The sequence below is a fragment of the Chloracidobacterium sp. genome (assembly GCA_016715795.1).
GTDB lineage: Bacteria > Acidobacteriota > Blastocatellia > Pyrinomonadales > Pyrinomonadaceae > OLB17.
Genome location: JADJXP010000002.1, coordinates 1,814,092 through 1,833,566, shown reverse-complemented (window position 1 = coordinate 1,833,566; position 19,475 = coordinate 1,814,092). Strand labels below are relative to the sequence as shown.

The window sequence follows — 19,475 nt, the reverse complement described above, 5'->3', positions numbered from 1 at the left end:
ATCTCGAAATCTCTTCTACGGCCCCGGCAAGAGTGCGGACCGAGAACGAGCCATTAGCTACTCAATTTCTGTAAATCATAGCACACCGGAGTTGCAAGTTGTCACCAAGCCGGACACAAAAGCGCTTCGAGGTTTCTGCTACAATACGGGGAAACGGATGAGGCCGCTGTCCTAATGAGATCACGACTGCTATTTCTGTTGCTCGCTTGCTCTGTCGGACTGCCGTGTGCGGCCTTCGCTCAGGACCCCAAAGCAGATGACGTGATCAAAGTCGACACACAGCTCGTCGACGTTCCGCTGGCCGTGCTGTCACCCGCAGGCGTGCCGGTCCGCGGGCTAAAGGCGTCGAATTTTGTTGTTTACGAGGACGGCAAGCGGCAGGAGATCGCAGATTTCTCATCAACTGCCGAGCCGTTTGAGGTAGCGTTGCTGCTCGACACATCAGGCTCGGCGCGGAATGACCTGCAACTAATAAAGCGGGCTGCGCTCACGTTTGTTCGCTCGCTGCGGCCGGGCGACCGCGTTGCGATCATCTCATACAGGACCGAGCGAGACGAGCAGGCTGCCTTCGCCGTGAGTGAGGTCCTGAATCCGCTGACCTCGGAGCGAGCAAAGCTCGAGGCCGCGATCGAGCGTGTGAGCACCAGCAACAGCACGCCATATTACGACTCGCTCGAACAGGTCGTTGAGAAGGTATTCGGTAATCGACCATCCGAGGAATTCCGCGGCCGCCGCGCGCTCGTTGCATTGACGGATGGCGTTGATTCATCGAGCGCGGCCGATTTTGAGTCGGCGAAGGAGATGATCGAGGCGTCCGGTTTGATAACTTTTTTTATCAAGGTCGATACGCGTGAATTCTTTGAATCAAACCTGTCGGGCGATTGCGAGACGGCGATCCGCTTTTCGAGTGCCCAAATACGCCGATACTACCGCAGCATCAAAGCAAAGCCGGGAATGGAACGCGCTGTGAGCTTTTGCGACCTGGGCGAGTTTGAACGGCTGGCCGTCAGTAAGAGGCTCTATGAACTTGCCGACACGGAGATGGCGGATCTTGCAAAGGCGTCGGGCGGCCGCGTCTTCCCCATAGGCGACCTCAGCGATGCCCGCGCCGCATTTAAGGGCGTCGCAGACGAGATCGGCACAAAATACACGCTTGCATATTATCCGTCGAATACTAAAAAGGACGGGACCTACCGAAAGTTACGCGTCGATGTGACGGGCCTGCCAAAGGGGACCGTCGTTCGAGCCCGTGAGGGATACACCGCGCCGCTCAATTAGCGTATTAGTTTGATCTCGCAGCCGCTGACCTTTTGCCAGGTTCGATCTGCCGTGACCACCGCGGTTTTGTTGCGCATCGCGAGGGCGACGCATGCTCGGTCAGCGAGGGATAGGCCGAGGCCTTTCGTCGGTCGACACAATTCAGCCGCGTTCAATGCATCGCCCGCATCGAAATCCACGGCCTTGATCTCAAGCGCATCGAATGATTCGCGGATCGCTCCGGCATCAAGACCATCTTCCAACAGCTTGGTATATACCTCACATAGATTTACCGATGAGATGATCGGATCGGCTTCTTCGAGTAATTCCTGAGCTTTGCGCTTGCCCGGCTCATCGTAATAGATCGCGAGTATTGCCGATGAGTCGAATACAAGGCTATTCATTTTGCGGCTTCCACACGTCGCTCTTTGATCAACTCATCTACCACTGAGCGGCCGGGCTTGATGTGGGGTTTCATCATGTCCTCGATACGTTTGAAGGCGTTTGCACGGGTCGTTATCTCCAACGAGTCCTCTCTCAGAGTCAATGTGACGCTCTTGCCGATCTCGATGCCGAGGGCCTTTCGCATCTTTGCAGGTATAACGATCCGGCCGCCCTCGTTGACTTTGGTTTTTGTCGAGTGTTGAATCATAATGAATAAAAGGTCAATTACCTCAATTGTGTCATTCTACAAAAAGATGACAGAAAATGTAAAGATGACAGAATCAAGGTTCCGGCGCATTTGTTTGATGGTGTTGGACTCTGCGGGTATCGGCGAGATGCCGGATGCGGCGGCTTGGGGTGACGCAGGTGCCGATACTCTTGGGCATATCTTTGAATCGCGCACCGTCAATGTTCCCAATCTACAAAGGCTCGGCTTGGGGAATATCACCCGATTGAAAGGGCTCGCAGCAGTTGATTCGCCGACGGGGAATTACGGCAAATGCACGCTGAAATCTGACGGCAAAGACACGACGACCGGCCATTGGGAGATGGCGGGGATCATACTCAAGCAGGGCTTTCCTAAGTTTCCGGATGGATTTCCGCCGCGTATTATCAATGATTTTGTCGAGAAGGCTCGCATCCCCGGGATATTGGGCAATATCCCGGCGAGCGGCACTGAGATCATCAAAGACCTAGGTGAAGAGCATGTAAGTACCGGCAAGCCCATTGTTTACACTTCGGCGGACAGTGTTTTTCAGATCGCCGCCCACGAGGAGGTCGTCCCGCTCGATCGCCTATACGAGATGTGCGAGATCGCCCGCGGCATCCTGCGTGGAGAAGATGAAGTGGCGCGTGTGATCGCACGGCCCTTTGTTGGCAGCAATGCCGCCGATTTTAAGCGGACCGAGAACCGCCACGACTACGCCGTGCCGCCGCCGGGCGGAAATCTGCTGCCACAGCTCAGCGACGCGGGCCTCGATGTCGTCTGCATCGGCAAGATCGCGTCGATCTACGACGGCATGGGCGTAACCGAAGATCTGACCGCTAAAAACAACGAGCAGACCGTCGATCAGACGATAAGCGCGTTAAATGATGATTCTACGGGTCTTATCTTTAGCAATTTTGTCGATTTTGATATGCTCTACGGCCACCGGCGCGACACTGAGGGCTACGCGGCGGCGCTCGAACGCTTCGACGCTCGCCTGCCCGAGATCGTCGATGCAATGCGTGATGACGACCTGCTGATAATGACCGCCGACCACGGCAACGACCCGACCTATCCCGGCTCAGACCACACGCGCGAGTATGTTCCTCTGCTGGTTTTTGGCAAATCGGCCGCTTCCGGCGTCGATCTCGGCACACGGCAGTCGCTGTCGGATATCGGGCAGACGATCGCTGAGAATTTCGGCGTCAGAATTGCCGATGGCGTTAGTTTCCTGAACGAGATTTCATAAGTCTATGAGAAGAATATCGGTCCTTTGTGTTGTCGTAGCGATCATTGTTACGGCACTAAGTTCGTTTGTGTTCGGTCAGGCAAAGGCTGACGAGCTCACGGCCTACAGCGAAGCGCCCTCGCGGCTGCGGGGCGTGATCGAGAAGTTTGACGCCGACTACGGAATCCTGACCCGATATTATTCGGCGACGGCATCCCTGAACAGATCGGCGCGGCTCAAGGAGCTTTATTCTAGCTATCTTACGCTGCTTTCGAAGCTCGATTTTGACAAGCTGAATCACGACGAGCAGATCGATCACATTTTGTTCAGGAGTTATCTCGAGCATGAGATCAAGGAGCAGTCGCGCTTTGATGCTCAGTTGGTCGAGATGGCGTCCTTGATACCGTTTGCCCGGACGATCAGCGACCTTGAGGACAACCGGCGGAAACTCGAGTTTGCCGACGCAGCAAAGTCCGCTGCATTGCTCAACGATCTGGCAAAGACGATCACCGACACTCAGCGAACATTCGAGAACGCTTCCGCGGCGAACCCCAAACGAACGGTGGCCAATCGTGCTGCCCGCACTGTTGGTTCGCTCAGGCAGAATCTGCGTTCGTGGTACACGTTCTACAATGCCTACGATCCGACATTTACATGGTGGTGTGAGTCGCCGTATAAGGCCGCGGACGATGCTCTCGGCAAATATCAGACTTTTATCACTGAGAGACTCGTTGGCATCAAAGCCGACGACAAGACGACGATCATTGGCGACCCGATCGGCCGCAAAGCGCTCGTCGAAGAACTGAAATTCGAGATGATCCCGTACACGCCGGAGGAGCTTGTGCAGATCGCGAACAAGGAGTTCGATTGGTGCATTGCGGAGTTCAAAAAGGCATCTCGCGAGATGGGCTTTGGCGACGACTATATGAAGGCCATCGAGGCCGTCAAGCAAAAGTATGTCGAGCCGGGCAAGCAGCCGGAATTGATCAAGAAATTCGCTTATGAGGCCATCGAGTACGTTGAGAAAAATGATCTCGTCACCGTGCCGCCGCTTGCACGCGACGCTGGCGGATGGAGATGATGACGCCGGAACGCCAACTGGTCGCGCCGTTCTTTCTCGGCGGCGAGACGATACTGGTCGCCTATCCGACTGACGGCATGACTCACGAGCAAAAGATGATGTCGCTGCGCGGCAATAATCCGCATTTTGCCCGTGCGGTGACACACCACGAACTCATTCCGGGGCATCACCTGCAAGGGTTTATGGCCCAGCGTTTCAGGCCGTATCGCGGCGATTTCCGGACGCCCTTCAATACCGAAGGCTGGGCGTTGTATTGGGAATTCCTGCTTTGGGATCGGGGATTCGTCAAGACGCCGGAAGACAAGATCGGGGCATTGTTTTGGCGTTCGCACCGGGCGGCCAGGATCATTTTTAGCCTCAATTTTCATCTTGGCAACTGGACGCCCGAACAGTGCGTCGATCTGCTAGTCAACAAGGTGGGCCATGAACGCGATAACGCCCTCGCTGAGGTGCGGCGCTCATTTAGCGGCGATTACGGCCCGCTGTATCAGATGGCATACATGATGGGCGGGCTGCAGTTCTACCAACTCCATCGCGACCTCGTCGGTTCTAAGAAAATGACGGATAGGCACGACGCGATCCTGCACGAGGGGCCGATCCCGGTCGAGATGGTCAGGGCGATATTGACGAAGCAGAAGCTTGCGCGCGACTTTCAACCGAGTTGGCGATATTACAACTTGGATAAGAATTAACTGCGAAATACGCGAAACATACGAAATAGAAGGGAAACCTCTTTTTTCGTATTTTTCGTGTATTTCGCGGTAGATCTCTTACTTAGCGAGGCGATAGCCGATCAGAGCCATCGGGATGTATGAGATCAGGCTCGCGGCGACAAACCACATCGGCTGGCCCGGGACCAGGAAGAAAAAGTTAGCGATGCCGGCCGCCGTCAGAAATACCCCAATAATGAGAGAGAGCATCGGGCCCTCGCTCCATCGGCGACCCATCTTTTGCGCGACAAAGCCGCCCGCGAACGCGGCCACAATATAGCCGACGAGGACGATCGCAAAGACCATCAACGGCAGCGAAACGATGTAGGCCGTCCGTTCTTCGGCCGTCATGTACTCAAAGTTCTTTGGTGGCATCGGGGCCGCCGCGGTCGAGATCATCTGAAAGATCATGATGATCGCCATGGCTGTAATGCAGGCAACGATAACGGCAAGGATCTTGCGTCCCATAAATTCCTCCTAATGCAGAATCGAATGCTCAAGTTCTAACGCGAAACACCTAATTGTGCAAGTTCGCGGGTGGCGAGCGATCTGCGTCAAACGGCCTTTAACACTTCGTAGATATCAACCATCGCCCTCGTGTCCAATTCACAATACTCGAGAAGATTCTGAAAGATATGCTCGCGGTCGGCGTCGGACATCGATTCCCATTTGACGGCGCGAAACCAGCTAATCGACGCCGTCAGGCCCTCGCCGATGCCGAGGTCAGAGTATTTGGGCACATGCGGGCACAGCACCGGCAGGACTTTCTTGATCGACGAGCGGCCTTTGAAATCCGGGTGAATATAGAGGCGATCGGCAAATATCTTCATCAGATCGACGGTCTTTGAATTTACTTCCTCAAAGAATGCCGCGTAGTCCGGAAACATCTCGGCCATTTCGCTGTTGCGTGTCTTCTCGAACGATTCGTACCACACGAAGACCGTTCCGATGCCGCCGGACATTGCCTCGCGGAGGTGCCCGGCGAGCACGAGCGGCGGATTTGGCTCGTCGTGGCGCGCAAGAAATTCGCGGTGCCTGAGCGGCGAGCCCGGCGAATCGATCGTATGCAGCGAGTACTGAAAGCACATCTGCTGAAATGGGCGCACGCCGTCAAACTGCGGTATCGCGTACGAGAAAGTTTCGTAGTCCAGAAAATGCAGAGGGTATTCCCATGCGTTCATCCGTTCGCGTATCTCGTCGCGTTCGATAACGATCTCGCCCGAGCGGGCGGCATCTACCTGCTTGCGCTGCTTTTCAGACAATGGAAAATCGTCGGGCACATCGACGATGTTGACGACGCCCATTCCAAGCAACTCACGCCGTTTTTCGTTCTTGAGGTATGAGATGTCAAAGACCGTGTAGTCGGGCAGATCAGGAAAGTGCAGCGTGATGAACTTACACGCGAGCCGATTATCTGCGCAATAATCCAGAAGGGAAGGGACCGGCACGGTTTTGAGGTAATCGATCGCGGCCCTCGCCTGTTCGGCAGTAGCATTGCGCCTTTCTTCAACCTCCTGCGTTACGTCCGTGATCGTGAACAACTGCTCCGGATCGATCTCGCCGTGGCGGACGTAATCGCCATTCATCGTTATGACATAGCACCGTGAGACGGTTGAACCCATCGCCTCAGCGGACATCTTCTGAAACGCTACATCGTCGTAATGTTCCTCCTTGACCTTCGACGATCCCTTTATCTCGTAGATCTCGATCTCACCGGTCGCGACGTCAGTCACGACTATGTCGCTGCGGGCCGTAAAGTCTGCGGTCTGGAAGGTTCGCTGATAATCGACAGTGCGAGTGTTGCTTGGCTCGAACAGGGCAAGCTGCTTGACGTAACGCTCAACCTCATAGCCCTGTTGGCGGAGATGCTCGTATTCCAGCGAGTAGGGCTCGACCACGAGCAGCGGCTGATTGATGTATAGCCAAAACTCAGGCGGACACCGCAAATACCGCATGTATGCGGTCTTGCTCAGCCTAAAGTCGGTTCTTCTGCGGGGCTGCATTTTGAGGGCTAAGGAACGTCTATATGATATTCTACGCCTAAGTTGTCAAAATGAAAGTTACGTATGAGGTCACCGCGGTCGTTCCGCCGAAATTCGTCGAGGCGTTCGAGGAATACATGCGTCACCGGCACATCGCCGACGTGCTCGCGACGGGTTACTTCGAATCCGCGACATTCTCACGCACCGATGGGAAATATCGAATGAAGTATGTAGCCCGCTCGAGCGAATCGCTCGATCAATACCTGGCGAATGATACAATGCGGCTGCGAGACGATTTTTACAAGCATTTTCCGGACGGGATCGAGCTTTCGCGTGAGATCTGGGATGTTATCGAGGCGTTCGAGCATTCGGATTGACCGAACGAATGCGTTTAGTTAGAATTACGTTTGACGTGGTGAGTTATTGCGACTTGCGGCCACGAAAAAGAAGCGGCTAAACAGCAGGAGTTCAATTCGAAGGCTTTTACGAAACTCTGTGCTTGTTTGGCACGGGGTTTTTCATTTATGAGCAAGTTTCTCGATCTGCTGAAAGAAAAAGTCGTTGTCTTCGACGGCGCTATGGGAACGTATCTGCAGTCGCTCGATCTGTCGATCGATGAATGGGGCGGGCCGGCGTTTGAGAATTGCTCGGAGAATTTGCTCTACACACGGCCTGACGCGATCCGTGAGGTACACACAGCGTTTCTTGATGTCGGATGCGACGTGATCGAGACGAACAGCTTCGGCGGCAGCGAGGTCGTTCTGACTGAGTTTGGTATCGCAGAGAAGACATTCGACGTTAACTTCAGGGCGGCAGAACTCGCTAAACGTATCGCAAGCGATTATTCAACAACGGACAAGCCGCGGTTCGTTGCCGGTTCCATCGGGCCGGGAACAAAGCTGCCGACGCTTGGACACATCACATACCGCGACTTGAAGAAAGCATACGTCGAGCAGGTGCGTGGGCTCGTCGAAGGCGGGAGCGATCTGTTGATCGTCGAGACGTGTCAGGACCTGCTGCAGACGAAAGCGGCTCTCGCAGCGATCTTTGAGCATTTTGAGAAAATGAGATCGCGAATTCCGGTAATCGCGCAGGTGACGATCGAGGTTTTCGGCACAATGCTCAACGGTACCGAGATCGGGGCGGCGTTGACGGCGCTCGAACCGTTTCCGGTCGACGTGATCGGGATGAACTGCGGCACCGGGCCGAAGCACATGACGGACAGTTTCCGGTTTCTGTGTGAGAATTCACCGCTGCCAGTAAGCGTGCTGCCAAACGCCGGCCTGCCTGAGGTCAAGGACGGCCAGCAGCATTACGACGAGACGCCGGAAAGTTTTTCGGCGCAGGTCGAGCATTTTGCAAGAGATTTCGGCGCGAACATCGTCGGCGGCTGCTGCGGGACGACGCCTGAGCATCTTCGCCAGGTTGTCGAGCGCGTGGGCAGCCTGTCGCCGAAACAGCGCGACGCGAAGCTCGCGCCGTCCGCATCGTCCATTTATTTCCAACAGCCATACACGCAGGACGCGTCGTTCCTGATCGTCGGCGAACGCGTAAACGCATCGGGCTCAAAGAAGATGCGTGACCTGCTCGATGCTGAGGATTGGGACGGCCTCGTCAATCTCGCCAAGTCTCAGGAGAAAGAGGGTGCTCATATTCTCGATGTCAATGTCGATTTTGTCGGCCGCGACGGCGTTGCCGATATGCACGAGTTGGCGTTTCGGCTGGCGACGAACGTCAAGATCCCGATGATGTTCGACTCGACCGAGTGGGAAAAGATGGAAGCTGGCCTCGAACATGCGGGCGGTAAATCGATCCTCAACTCGACGAATTACGAGGACGGTGAGCCGCGTTTCTTAAAAGTCTTATCCCTCGCAAAAGAGTACGGAGCGAGCGTCGTTATCGGCCTGATAGACGAAGAAGGCATGGCACGAACTGCTGAGAAGAAACTCAAGATCGCGCGCCGCGCTTACGAACAAGCGACGGGAGGAGCGCGGACACTCTTGTCCGCAACGGGCGACGCTTCGTCGACCGTCCCCGCGTCAGCATCGACCTTGCCGGAGGAACCGGCGATGCAGACAAGAGTGTCCGCGCTCCCTCCGCACGATATTTTCTTTGACCCGTTGGCTCTGCCGATCTCGACTGGCATCGAGGAAGACCGCTCAAACGCTGCTGAAACTATCGCGGCGATCAAAGCGATCCGAGCCGAGATGGCCGACGCGAATATCATTCTTGGCGTATCGAACATCTCGTTCGGCTTGTCGCCCGCGGCACGCGTTGTTTTGAATTCAGTTTTCCTGCACGACTGCGTCGAAGCCGGAATGAACTCGGCGATCGTCAATGCATCGAAGATACTGCCGTTAATTCGTTTCAGCGAATTAGAGATAGAAACAGCGCGCGACCTGATCTATGATCGCCGGAAATTCGAAGGCGACGTTTGCACATACGATCCGCTGGTTGAGTTTACAAAGTTGTTCGAGGGCAAAACGGCGCAGTCGATAAAGCCGGACATCACAGATCTTCCTGTCGAGGAGCGACTTAAACACCACATCATCGACGGTGAGAAGATCGGCCTTGAGGATTCGTTAAAAGAGGCGCAGGAGAAATATCCGCCGCTCGACATCATCAACAACATTCTGCTTGACGGGATGAAGACGGTCGGCGATCTTTTTGGGAGCGGGCAGATGCAGCTTCCCTTTGTTCTGCAATCGGCAGAGGCCATGAAGGCGGCGGTGAAATTTCTCGAACCATTTATGGATCGAGTCGAGGGCGTCGAAAAAGGCACGCTCGTGCTCGCGACGGTCAAGGGCGACGTGCACGACATCGGCAAGAATCTCGTCGATATAATCCTCACAAATAACGGCTACAAGGTCGTAAACCTCGGCATCAAACAGCCGATCGATGACATCTTGCGCTCCGCCGAAGAAACAAAATGCGATGCGATCGGGATGAGTGGCCTGTTGGTCAAATCGACGCTGATCATGCGCGACAATCTTGAATTGATGAACGAGCGGTCGATCAATGTCCCGGTGATTCTCGGCGGCGCGGCTCTGAATCGGCGTTACGTTGATAACGATCTGATCCCTCTGTACAAGGGCAAGCTGTTTTATGCTCGTGATGCGTTTGACGGGCTGCACGCGATGGACGAGCTGACCCAGTCAGCACCACCTGCGGTAGTGGGTGGTTTATCGCGAGCTGTCGGCGCCGCTGCGAATGTTGAGGCTGACGTTCAACTGCCCGCTCCCGCAGGCGGTTCTGACTTGGAGGACTTGGTCGGCGAAGATGCAAAGCTCGGTGCGGTTGCGGCGAGAGTTTCTTCACGTTCGACAGGCGACACGACGCATACAACCCGTTCGGATGTTTCGGCCGAGGTTGCGATCCCAAAGGCTCCGTTCTACGGATCGAAAGTCGTCGAGATTAAGGATCTGACAAAGGTATTTGCGTTCGTCAACGAGACCGCGCTATTCAAAGGTCAGTGGCAGTTCAAACAGGGAAAGAAGACGCCCGACGAGTACAAACAAATTCTCGTAGAAACTGTTTATCCGAAATTCGCCGAGATCAAGGCGGCGGTGATCCGTGACAAGCTGCTCGAAGCAAAGGTAGTTTACGGATATTTTCCTTGCCGTTCAGAAGGCAATGATCTGATCATCTATCAGGAGGACGAGAAAACTGAGCGTCTTCGCTTTACTTTCCCACGACAACCGATAGAGCAGCGTGGCGGGAAAAATCTGTGTCTGGCTGATTATATTCGGAGTGCGGAGCACGAAGAGAACGTCGCCGGAGGAACCGGTGATGCGGACAAGAGTGTCCGCACTCCGATTGATGTCGTTGCTTTTCAATTGGTCACGATGGGACGCAAGGCAAGCGAACACTCGGCGAAACTATTCAAGGCCGACAATTATCAGGATTATCTCTTGTTTCACGGCCTTTCGGTCGAGTCGGCCGAGGCTCTCGCCGAACTTTGGCACAAGCGAATAAGAGAAGAACTTGGCATCGCCGACAAAGACGCAGCTGATCTGAGCAAATTATTTCACCAAGGCTATCAAGGTTCACGGTTTTCGTTCGGTTATCCTGCGTGCCCAAATATCGAAGACCAGACCAAGCTCTTTGAGTTGCTCCGGCCGGAGCGGATCGATGTCGGGCTGACCGACGTATTTATGCTGGAGCCGGAACAATCTACATCGGCCATCATCGTGCACCATCCTGAGGCGAAATACTTCAATATCCAATAGAGAAAGCCGGGCGATGTGACCATCGCCCAGCTTTGTGTTTGAGAATGCCAAGAGCTTACGGGATGTAGGTCTTGGGCATAGGCGTATCGGTCGGGGCACCGAACTGGACGCCGGTGTAGCCCGCTGTTGAGCGGAGCATGTGCCAGATGCCTGCTCGATAGACCGCACGGTCGTACTTGTTGTCGGCGTCGTAATCGCCCGGGACAGGAATATCACCGGTCGTGCCGAACGGTGTGAACTCGACCTGGCCGTCAGAACTGCGAAGCACGATCCACATGCCGTCACGGAACACGGCGATGTCGTCCTTATTGTCGCCGTCGTAGTCGGCCGGGACCGGAATGTCAGTCGGCAGGCCAAAGTTCGTCGTCGTACTGCTGCCGTCATTGTTGCGGATAACCCAGTCGCCGGCCGCGGTATCGCTTGCCGACGGGCGATAGCAGGCAAGATTCGCCTTGCCGTCGCCGTCAATGTCCATCGCATACGGCTTGTCGCCGCTCTGGCAGTGCGTGACGATCGTAAAGCCACCGTTCGCACCACTCGAATTGACGATGTACCAGACGTTGCTCGACGGACGGAACACCATGACATCGGTCTTTCCGTCTCCGTCATAGTCACCCGAGACAAATATGTCTCCGGCATTGCCCCAGACAGGATACTTGACCGTGCCCGTCGAACTCTCCAGATAGAAGAAGTCCGCCGGATCCGGTGGTGCCGGGCTGGTATTCAATTGCGAGACGCCAAAGTCGGTCTTGTTGTCACCGTCAAAGTCGCCCGCAATGGCTTCAAAGCCCGTGTTGCCGAACTGTATCCCAAAGAAGCTGCCGTTGCCCGAATACTGCGTGTAGAACGCACTCAGATTCGGTGCGAACGCCGTCGGCCGCCATACGGTAGTATCCGTCTTATTGTCACCATCATAGTCACCACGCGTGTGCAAAGGCGTCGGTGATGCACTCGGACTTGGAGAAGGACTCGGCGTCGGCGTCGGCGTCGGAGTAGGCGTTGGCGTAGGCGTTGGCGTCGGCGTTGGAGTCGGTGTCGGAGTCGGTGTTGGCGTTAGGCACGGTCCGCTAACGGCGACATTGTCAACCCACCAACCCGGAGCCGGAACCTCTACGTCAGAGCCCACGCGGAACCGCAATTTTACAGTTCGGCCATTCAGGTTCGGGCCGAGATTGACGATGGTGTTGATATAACCGTTGGAATTGCCGGACCACGCCTGACGGCCCGCCAATGGATTGCTGGCGGTGGTGTCGAGCGGGCCATTATAGCCGCCAACGAGAAATGAGTTCCCGAATAGCGCGTGCGTAATATCGAGGAATGTGCCGCCGACGATGCCCGATGCTGACATCTCGAGCACACCGCCATCCCAAAACACGCCATCACTGTATTCCAGATCGTACTTATGACGGAAGCTGATCTGGGCGTTCGTCGAGTTAACGACAAATGCGGGCGTGTCGATGCGCTTGTCTGAGATCACATTAGCATCGTCGATGAACAAGCTATTTGGGGCCGAGTTTGGCCCGGTGGTCGATGTCGTCCACAGCGGAGCCGGGCCCGTGGTGTTCACGGCTACCCATCCCGCCGGTAAGGCCGGGGCAGTAACGCCGTCAAAGTTCTCGATAAACACGTTACACGTGGGCGAGGGCGACGGCGTGGGCGTAGGCGTTCCCGGCGTTGGCGTCGGCGATGGTGTCGGCGTCGGGCCGCTGGTCAAAGTAAAGTTGTTGTTCGTGATGTCGAACCAAATATTTCCGACGGCCTCGATCTTGATGCGGCCCGTCGAAGTAGGCGTAACCGGCATGGTTACAGCTTCGCTGCCGTCATTCGCGGTCGATGCCAAGAGGACTGTCGGGAATGTCGCTCCTCCGTCACTCGAATAGAGGATCCTGACATTCGCGGCATTGATCGGGGCTCCGCTGGTCCCGGCTACGTTCCACGTTATGACATGACTCGTTCCCGTGCCTAGGATGTGTCCCGGTGCATCGGGGAAGGTGACCTTGAACGGGCCGGACGCGCCGTCAACCGTCAGGATCGATGTTGCAGTGTTAATGCCGCCTGCTCCGGCTCGGTTGTCGCGGGCGACGACCTGGAAGGTCATCGTTCGCGTGATCGCCGGCAAGAGTTCACCTGTCATAAAGCCGCCGGTATTGGTCGGCGGGATGTTGTCGGAGTTCAGGATATGCGTAAGGGCCGGGAATGTCCGCGTTCCCGATGACACCGGCGAAAACACTCTGAATATCGGCCGTGGATTGCCGTCAGCATCGGTATTTGGCGCTCCGGCCGGTGCCGGTCCGAGATCGTATTCTTCCCAATCGTAGGTGATCGAGTCGCCATTCGGATCAGTCGCCGATGCTGTCAAAGCGAATGGCGTCTGCTTCGGAATATTGAAATTGCCCGGACCGGTCACCGTCGGCGGTGTGTTGCCGCTGGCCGTGATCACTCCACAGTTACCGCCACCGGTTTGACTATAGCCAACGATAAGTTCGAGGCTCTTTACGTGGAAGGTGTCGATAGAGAAGTTCGCCAGGTTTTGCGGAGAGCAAAGGCCCGAATAGCCCATTATCGTGATGCCGCTACCCGGCTCGTAGGCCGTTGAACCAGACCTGTTGCCACTGCATCCGCCTGAGACGGCGTTAAATGTATGCGGCGACCCCCATTGGTGGCCCATCTCGTGCGAAACATAATCGACCGCAAACGGATCGCCTACCGGATTTGGCAGACCTGTCACGCCGCGAGCTTTGCCTCCAACGCACGGTGAATTTAGCTGCGCAACGCCGCCGCCGCCGGTACTGAATACGTGGCCGATATCGTAGTTACCCGAACCGATCACGGTGTCAACCGTGTTTTGGTTCTGGTCGAGCATCGCGAAGCCATTGTCATTTGTGTAAGGATCATTAGCGGCTGTGCAGGCTGAGCTTCCGCCCGGAACCGGGCAGGTCGTGTTATTACCCGCGAACACGATCAAGTTGTTATTCGCGATAATGTTCATCTGAATGGCAACGTCGCGATTGTAGATGCCGTTTACACGGTTCATTACCAGTACCTGGGCCGCAAGGCAGCCGGCGACCGTGTTGCCGCCGACCGTTGCGCAGTACTCATTTGTCGCTGCCAGAGCGAGTCGATATGTGCGCATTTGGGTCCCTGACGTGACCTCCGGCAACGCCGCGCCGCGCAGGAACTCAAGATCGTCCGGGTCGGCCGGCCTGAGCATCTCTCTGAATTCGTTCTCAGAGTTATCAAACAGGCATTCAAAGTGTCCGACGCGCGGCTTCTCAGTTTTGAAATAACTGATGTAATGCTCAGTATCCTCCGCCGAATATGGATCTACGATCACAGTGTTTCGGGCCGAGAGGACCATTGCATGAAAGCCGTTAGGCAGAAGATCGAGCCTTACTATCGCCGTCGGGTCGTCGAGCCCGGTGCCGCGGTAAGTGGCTCCGAGCTCCGGAAACTTCTTCAAAAGTCCTTTTTCCACGACGAGCGAGTGCTCGATGTTGAACCTCTGAAAAGTCCCGTCGGGCATTGGAATGGTCAGTATGGCACCGAGGCCGCCGGTGTTCTCCTCGGGAGCGCGGTCGAGGATCGCCTTCAATGCAGAGCGGTCGAGACGGAACGTATCATAGGACGCCGGCATCGAATTTGCGTCCATGGCGGGCTGACGCAATTCTGTTCGGTCGACGTGACTCCAGACTTCGTCATCAGATCGGACGCCGGCAAGCACGGCCGCGGACGCACAAACTAGCATGACTGCAAGGCAGACCGCCCTTCGGAAAAACTGACTATTCATTGAAATGGACTCCTAGAGATTTTAATGCTTATCCTCAGATCCAAGAGGATCGCCTTAGCGGCCGCTGATGACCGGCCTAAGTCAGATCATTTTGGCAAATGAAGGCTAAAGACTGACGATAATGATAGCGAAAGCGCCGTTCGATGTCTATATTCGGCGCGACGCGATGCTAAACTGACGTGGCGACGATGTACGACACTGAAAATGCACAAATCGAACACTGCGGGCCGACACTTCCGACTCGGGCGGAGATCGGCGTGCTCGCGCACAACGAGAGGTTCGGCTTCTGGCTGACGCATCGGATGAACGTCGGCGTGATGAAGCGGCTGATGACGTTCTTTCAGCGGCATATCGGCAGCCTCTGGATCTATCTGGCAACCTACAATCTGATGAACGTTTTCGGCATCGAAAACGTCGAGCGCACCGACGGGAGCCGCCCGCTGATATTGGTCGCGAACCACCGTTCGTTCTTTGATATGTACACGGTGTCGAGCGTGTTGTTTCGGCGCACGAAGCGGCCGATGGTGCTGTATTTTCCCGTACGGGGCAAGTTTTTTTACGATAATCCTGTGGGCTGGTTCGTCAATCTGGTGATGGGCTGGTTCTCGATGTACCCGCCGTTCTTTCGCGAGGCAAGAGACGCCGGAAAGCGCGAATTTGACAAGTATTCGATGAAGCGGCTCATCGAGCTTTGCAGCACGGGCCGCGGCCATGTCATCGGATTTCACCCCGAGGGCCGACGCAATCTCGAGGGCGGCCCTTACGACATGCTGCCGGCCCAGCCGGGCATTGGAAAGATAATATATGCAGCACGTCCGCAGGTCGTGCCCGTCTTTATCGCCGGACTCGGCAACGACCTGCCCAAACAGATCCTCGGCAACTGGAAAGGCGGCGAAAAGGTCCGCATATGGTTTGGCGCACAGATCGACCTCGACGCCTTTTTTGAGAAGCCCGACCGTCTTCGCACCCACAAAGAGATCGCCGATCACCTGATGAAAACGATATCCGATCTTGGAGAACAGGACGCCGGCTGGATGCAGGATAATGCGGCGGAGAATAAGCAATTAAACCGAGATGATCGCCCGTCACGCGAGGCCGACCCGTCGGAGTAGCTGGTCGTATCGCGGATCTGACCTGATCGACTCAAACTCAGGCGTGACCTTGATCCAGACGTGGTCGACATTTTATCGCGAGTGTCACTTTAGCGAAGGCTTTGCAGGATTGTGGTTGTTTTCGAGAAATGAGACGCGTAAGATTGGACACGCAATAACTTACCAATTTATCGGAGGGGATAAACATGACCGTGAACTTTACCGCTGGTGAATTCCGCCCGCGGGTTGCACATCTGGCTGCAGTGGTGTGCGGCCTTATTTTTGCTGTGGCTTTAGGTACTATCGCTGTGCGTGCACAGCTTTCGCTTAACACCGCCTTCACCGCCGGCGTTACCGACGGTAATGCCAACAACTTTGTTTCCGCAGTGCAGCCGGACGGCAAGATACTCGTTGGCGGGAACTATAACTTTGCAAACGGCGTCGAGCGATTCGGCCTGGCGCGCTTGAACTCAGACGGCACACTCGATCCTACTTTCAATGTTGGAGGACTTGGCCCCAACAGTAATTTGTACGATATCAAGATATTGGGCGATGGGAAGATAATGGTCGGAGGAGCATTCTCGACCTATAACGGCACTGCCGCGTCGGGTTTGGCGCGTTTGAATCCGGATGGTTCGCTCGATACGACGTTCAACGTCGGCGGGGCCGGAACCGTTGGCACGGTGCAGAATATTACGATCCAATCGGATGGTCGATATATTATCAGCGGCAGCGGCCTACGGTCGTACAATGGCACACAGCAGTTTTGCGTGATCCGCGTGAATACGGATGGCACGCGTGACGCAACATTCACGTCACCTTTTACGAATCAGCAGTTTGTCGAGCAGACCGGCGTCCAGTCGGATGGCAAGGTCATCATCGGCGGTGTGTTCGCTCTCAGCGGGTACAATAATCTCGCTCGCCTGACCTCGAGCGGAGCTCTCGATACGACATTCAATCCGGGCGGAGCCGGGCCCAATGGCGGCGTGTTCGCAGTTCATGTTCTTGCCGGCAACAAGATATTGGCCGGTGGTAACTATACGACCTACAATGGCGTTCCGCGTCTCGGCGGGGCACGATTGAACGCGGACGGGACGCTTGACGGCACATTCAATCCACCGGCAATGGATATCGCAAATGCCGAATATGTCGCTGTCAAGCCTAATGGCCAGTATTTGGTCGCGGGGGCATTTGTCGATGAGGACGGCAGTTTCCCAATTGCCCTTCTCAATACTGATGGTTCACCTGATCTGAGTTTCACCCCGCCCGAGGCCGATAATATTGGTTATCACGTTGGGCTGCAGCCGGATGGCAAGATCCTCCTCACCGGGTGGTTTCGCAACACCGAAACCGTTGGGAATCTTTTGAACCGCGGCATCATTCGTTTGAACTCGAATGGCACAAGAGATATCGATTTTAAGGCATCACTTACCAGATTTGGCACGGTTGGGGCCATGCTGCAGCAGCCGGACGGCAAATACGTAGTTACCGGCAACTTCAACATGGCAAATGGCAGCGGTCACTCGAGCATTGCGCGCTTTAATCCTGATGGAACGGTCGATAGTACATTTCAGTCCGGCGCAGGGCTTTTTAGCGTTGGAGCCGTTGCCTCGACAGCTCTCGCAAGACAAGCAGACGGAAAAATTCTCCTCGGAGGAAATTTCTATACGTATGATCTGAATCAATCGCGGAGCCTCGTTCGGCTAAATGCCGACGGCAGTTATGATGACACATATGTGCCGTTAGGGATCCAAGCGGGCAGTCCAATTGTAAACGATCTCCTTATGCTGCCCGATGGCAAGGTGATGGTGGCCGGCTCCGGCCTCGATATCGGCTTTCAGACATTGGTCCGCTTGAATACAGACGGCACGGGAGACATCAGCTTCGCGCCGGGAAACGGCAACGGCAATATTCAGAAAGTTCTCCGCCAGCCGGATGGAAAGCTCATCGTCGTCGGGAATTTTACGAGTTACGGTGCACTGCCGCAGGGTCACATCATGCGGCTCAATACCGATGGATCCCTTGATTTCACATTCGTCACCACCGGGGCAGCAAATGCGCCGATACTGACCGCTGCCTTGCTTGCAGATGGCAAGATCCTGATCGGAGGCAACTTCACCACTTTTAACGGAGTTGCCCGTAATCGCATTGCACGATTGAACTCGAATGGTTCTCTAGACACTACGTTTGCTCCAGTTTCCGGAGCAAATGCCAGTGTCGGATCGATCGCGGTCCAGTCGGACGGAAAGGTGGTGATCGGCGGCGGCTTTACAACATTCGACGGAGCGACTCGGATCCGTCTGGCTCGCCTGAATGCCGACGGAACGTTGGATCCGTCTGCCGATTCGGGCATTGTGAACAATTTTCGGTTCGGTGTCTCCCGCCTTCTGCTGACTGCCGATAACGAGATACTCGTTGGCGGCACATTTGCTTCCTATGGCGGCGTCGGTCGGGACAGTCTTGCGAAGCTCCACACGGCACCGCCCGCGGTCAGCGCACCGTTCGACTACGACGGCGACGGTAAGACCGATTTCTCCGTATTTAGGCCGGCCGATGGTGCGTGGTATCTGCAGAGATCGACTGCCGGCTTCCAAGGATTGCAGTTTGGGGCGAACGGAGACAAGTTGACACCGGCGGACTATGACGGCGACGGTAAGACGGATATTGCGATATATCGGCCGTCGACGGGCATTTGGTATATCCTGAACAGTTCGAATGGGACGGTGTCGTATCCGGTGTTTGGCGTGGCTGAGGACCTTCCGGCTCCGGGCGACTATGACGGGGACGGGAAGGCCGATCTGACGGTGTTCAGGCCGAGTCAGGGGACTTGGTATCGGACGAACTCGTCTAATGGGACGACGTTTGGGATGCAGTTCGGGGCGAATGGCGATGTTCCGACGGTCGGCGATTTTGACGGTGACGGAAAGAACGACCTTGGCATTTTCCGTCCGTCGATAGGCGACTGGTACAACATCCGCAGCTCGAACGGTTCTGTCTTCGGCGAGAGATTTGGCCAGACCGGTGATCGTATCGCTCCGGCTGATTATGACGGCGACGGCAAGACCGATATCGCTATCTATCGCCCGTCAACGGGCCTTTGGGTGATCCGCAACTCTGCAACGGCGACTTATTCGTACGAGGTCTTCGGCGCACCGGCGGACATTCCCATCGCAGGCGACTATGATGGCGACGGCAAGGCCGACATCAGCGTCTGGCGGCCTGCTGACGGGACGTGGTACATAAAACGTTCGTCAAATTCGCAATTCATCGTCTTCCCGTGGGGCCAAGATGGCGACCGTCCAACGCCTTCGGCGTATGGAAATTGAGAATGAAGAATTAAGAATGCCGTGCGTGTCAGGACGCTCACCCGTAAGCGACGTCATTTTGACCGCTGATAATGCGTATAGGAGGAAGCTAAAATTGTTAGTTCTATCCGCTTCTTTATCTACGGTTGATTACTT

The 19,475-nt window shown here is 55.5% G+C and carries 13 protein-coding genes and 1 riboswitch; of the genes, 8 read left to right on the top strand and 5 right to left on the bottom strand.

The window, feature by feature from the left end; translation table 11 throughout:
• Positions 1–174: 174 nt before the first annotated feature.
• Positions 175–1,278: a VWA domain-containing protein gene (locus IPM59_13470; GenBank protein ID MBK9216577.1), complete on the top strand. Its 1,104-nt coding sequence runs from the start codon at positions 175–177 to the stop codon at positions 1,276–1,278.
• Here the strand turns inward: IPM59_13470 and IPM59_13465 are convergent.
• Together IPM59_13465 and IPM59_13460 are read right to left on the bottom strand one after the other, a co-directional pair.
• Positions 1,275–1,661 carry a type II toxin-antitoxin system VapC family toxin gene (locus IPM59_13465; GenBank protein ID MBK9216576.1) on the bottom strand — a complete coding sequence of 129 codons (387 nt, stop codon included), beginning with the start codon at positions 1,659–1,661 and terminating at the stop codon, positions 1,275–1,277. The two genes, IPM59_13470 and IPM59_13465, sit on opposite strands and share 4 nt — an antisense overlap.
• Positions 1,658–1,909, bottom strand: coding sequence for an AbrB/MazE/SpoVT family DNA-binding domain-containing protein (locus IPM59_13460; GenBank protein ID MBK9216575.1), 252 nt, complete (start codon positions 1,907–1,909; stop codon positions 1,658–1,660). The genes IPM59_13465 and IPM59_13460 overlap by 4 nt, the downstream gene beginning before the upstream one ends.
• A gap of 64 nt (positions 1,910–1,973) precedes the next feature.
• Here IPM59_13460 and IPM59_13455 point away from each other — a divergent pair, with 64 nt between their 5' ends.
• The 3 genes from IPM59_13455 to IPM59_13445 are packed head-to-tail and all read left to right on the top strand — an operon-like array spanning position 1,974 to position 4,907.
• Positions 1,974–3,155: a phosphopentomutase gene (locus IPM59_13455; GenBank protein ID MBK9216574.1), complete on the top strand. Its 1,182-nt coding sequence runs from the start codon at positions 1,974–1,976 to the stop codon at positions 3,153–3,155.
• A 4-nt stretch (positions 3,156–3,159) separates the two neighbouring features.
• Positions 3,160–4,215, top strand: coding sequence for a DUF885 family protein (locus tag IPM59_13450; protein MBK9216573.1), 1,056 nt, complete (start codon positions 3,160–3,162; stop codon positions 4,213–4,215).
• Positions 4,212–4,907 (top strand): DUF885 family protein, encoded by a 696-nt coding sequence (locus IPM59_13445; GenBank protein MBK9216572.1) that lies wholly within the window; start codon positions 4,212–4,214, stop codon positions 4,905–4,907. Before IPM59_13450 ends, IPM59_13445 begins: the two co-directional genes overlap by 4 nt.
• A gap of 78 nt (positions 4,908–4,985) precedes the next feature.
• Here IPM59_13445 and IPM59_13440 read toward each other — a convergent pair whose 3' ends face one another.
• On the bottom strand, positions 4,986–5,393 hold the full coding sequence (locus IPM59_13440; GenBank protein MBK9216571.1) for a hypothetical protein: 408 nt from the start codon (positions 5,391–5,393) through the stop codon (positions 4,986–4,988).
• An 86-nt stretch (positions 5,394–5,479) separates the two neighbouring features.
• Positions 5,480–6,928, bottom strand: coding sequence for a DUF2779 domain-containing protein (locus IPM59_13435; protein MBK9216570.1), 1,449 nt, complete (start codon positions 6,926–6,928; stop codon positions 5,480–5,482).
• A 50-nt stretch (positions 6,929–6,978) separates the two neighbouring features.
• Here IPM59_13435 and IPM59_13430 point away from each other — a divergent pair, with 50 nt between their 5' ends.
• Together IPM59_13430 and IPM59_13425 are read left to right on the top strand one after the other, a co-directional pair.
• Positions 6,979–7,284, top strand: a complete 306-nt coding sequence (locus IPM59_13430) for a DUF4286 family protein (GenBank protein ID MBK9216569.1) — start codon at positions 6,979–6,981, stop codon at positions 7,282–7,284.
• 25 nt (positions 7,285–7,309) lie between these two features.
• Positions 7,310–7,385, top strand: a riboswitch (SAM riboswitch).
• A gap of 46 nt (positions 7,386–7,431) precedes the next feature.
• Positions 7,432–11,136 (top strand): homocysteine S-methyltransferase family protein, encoded by a 3,705-nt coding sequence (locus tag IPM59_13425; protein MBK9216568.1) that lies wholly within the window; start codon positions 7,432–7,434, stop codon positions 11,134–11,136.
• Positions 11,137–11,191: 55 nt separating this feature from the next.
• Here the strand turns inward: IPM59_13425 and IPM59_13420 are convergent, their stop codons facing one another.
• The gene (locus IPM59_13420) at positions 11,192–14,881 is read right to left on the bottom strand and encodes a VCBS repeat-containing protein (GenBank protein ID MBK9216567.1); all 3,690 of its coding nucleotides are present in this window, start codon (positions 14,879–14,881) and stop codon (positions 11,192–11,194) included.
• Positions 14,882–15,111: 230 nt separating this feature from the next.
• Between IPM59_13420 and IPM59_13415 the strand changes: the two genes are divergently transcribed.
• Together IPM59_13415 and IPM59_13410 are read left to right on the top strand one after the other, a co-directional pair.
• A complete protein-coding gene (locus tag IPM59_13415) occupies positions 15,112–16,035 on the top strand; it encodes a 1-acyl-sn-glycerol-3-phosphate acyltransferase (protein ID MBK9216566.1) in 924 nt (307 codons plus the stop codon).
• A gap of 185 nt (positions 16,036–16,220) precedes the next feature.
• Positions 16,221–19,340 (top strand): VCBS repeat-containing protein, encoded by a 3,120-nt coding sequence (locus IPM59_13410; GenBank protein MBK9216565.1) that lies wholly within the window; start codon positions 16,221–16,223, stop codon positions 19,338–19,340.
• Positions 19,341–19,475: the final 135 nt, after the last annotated feature.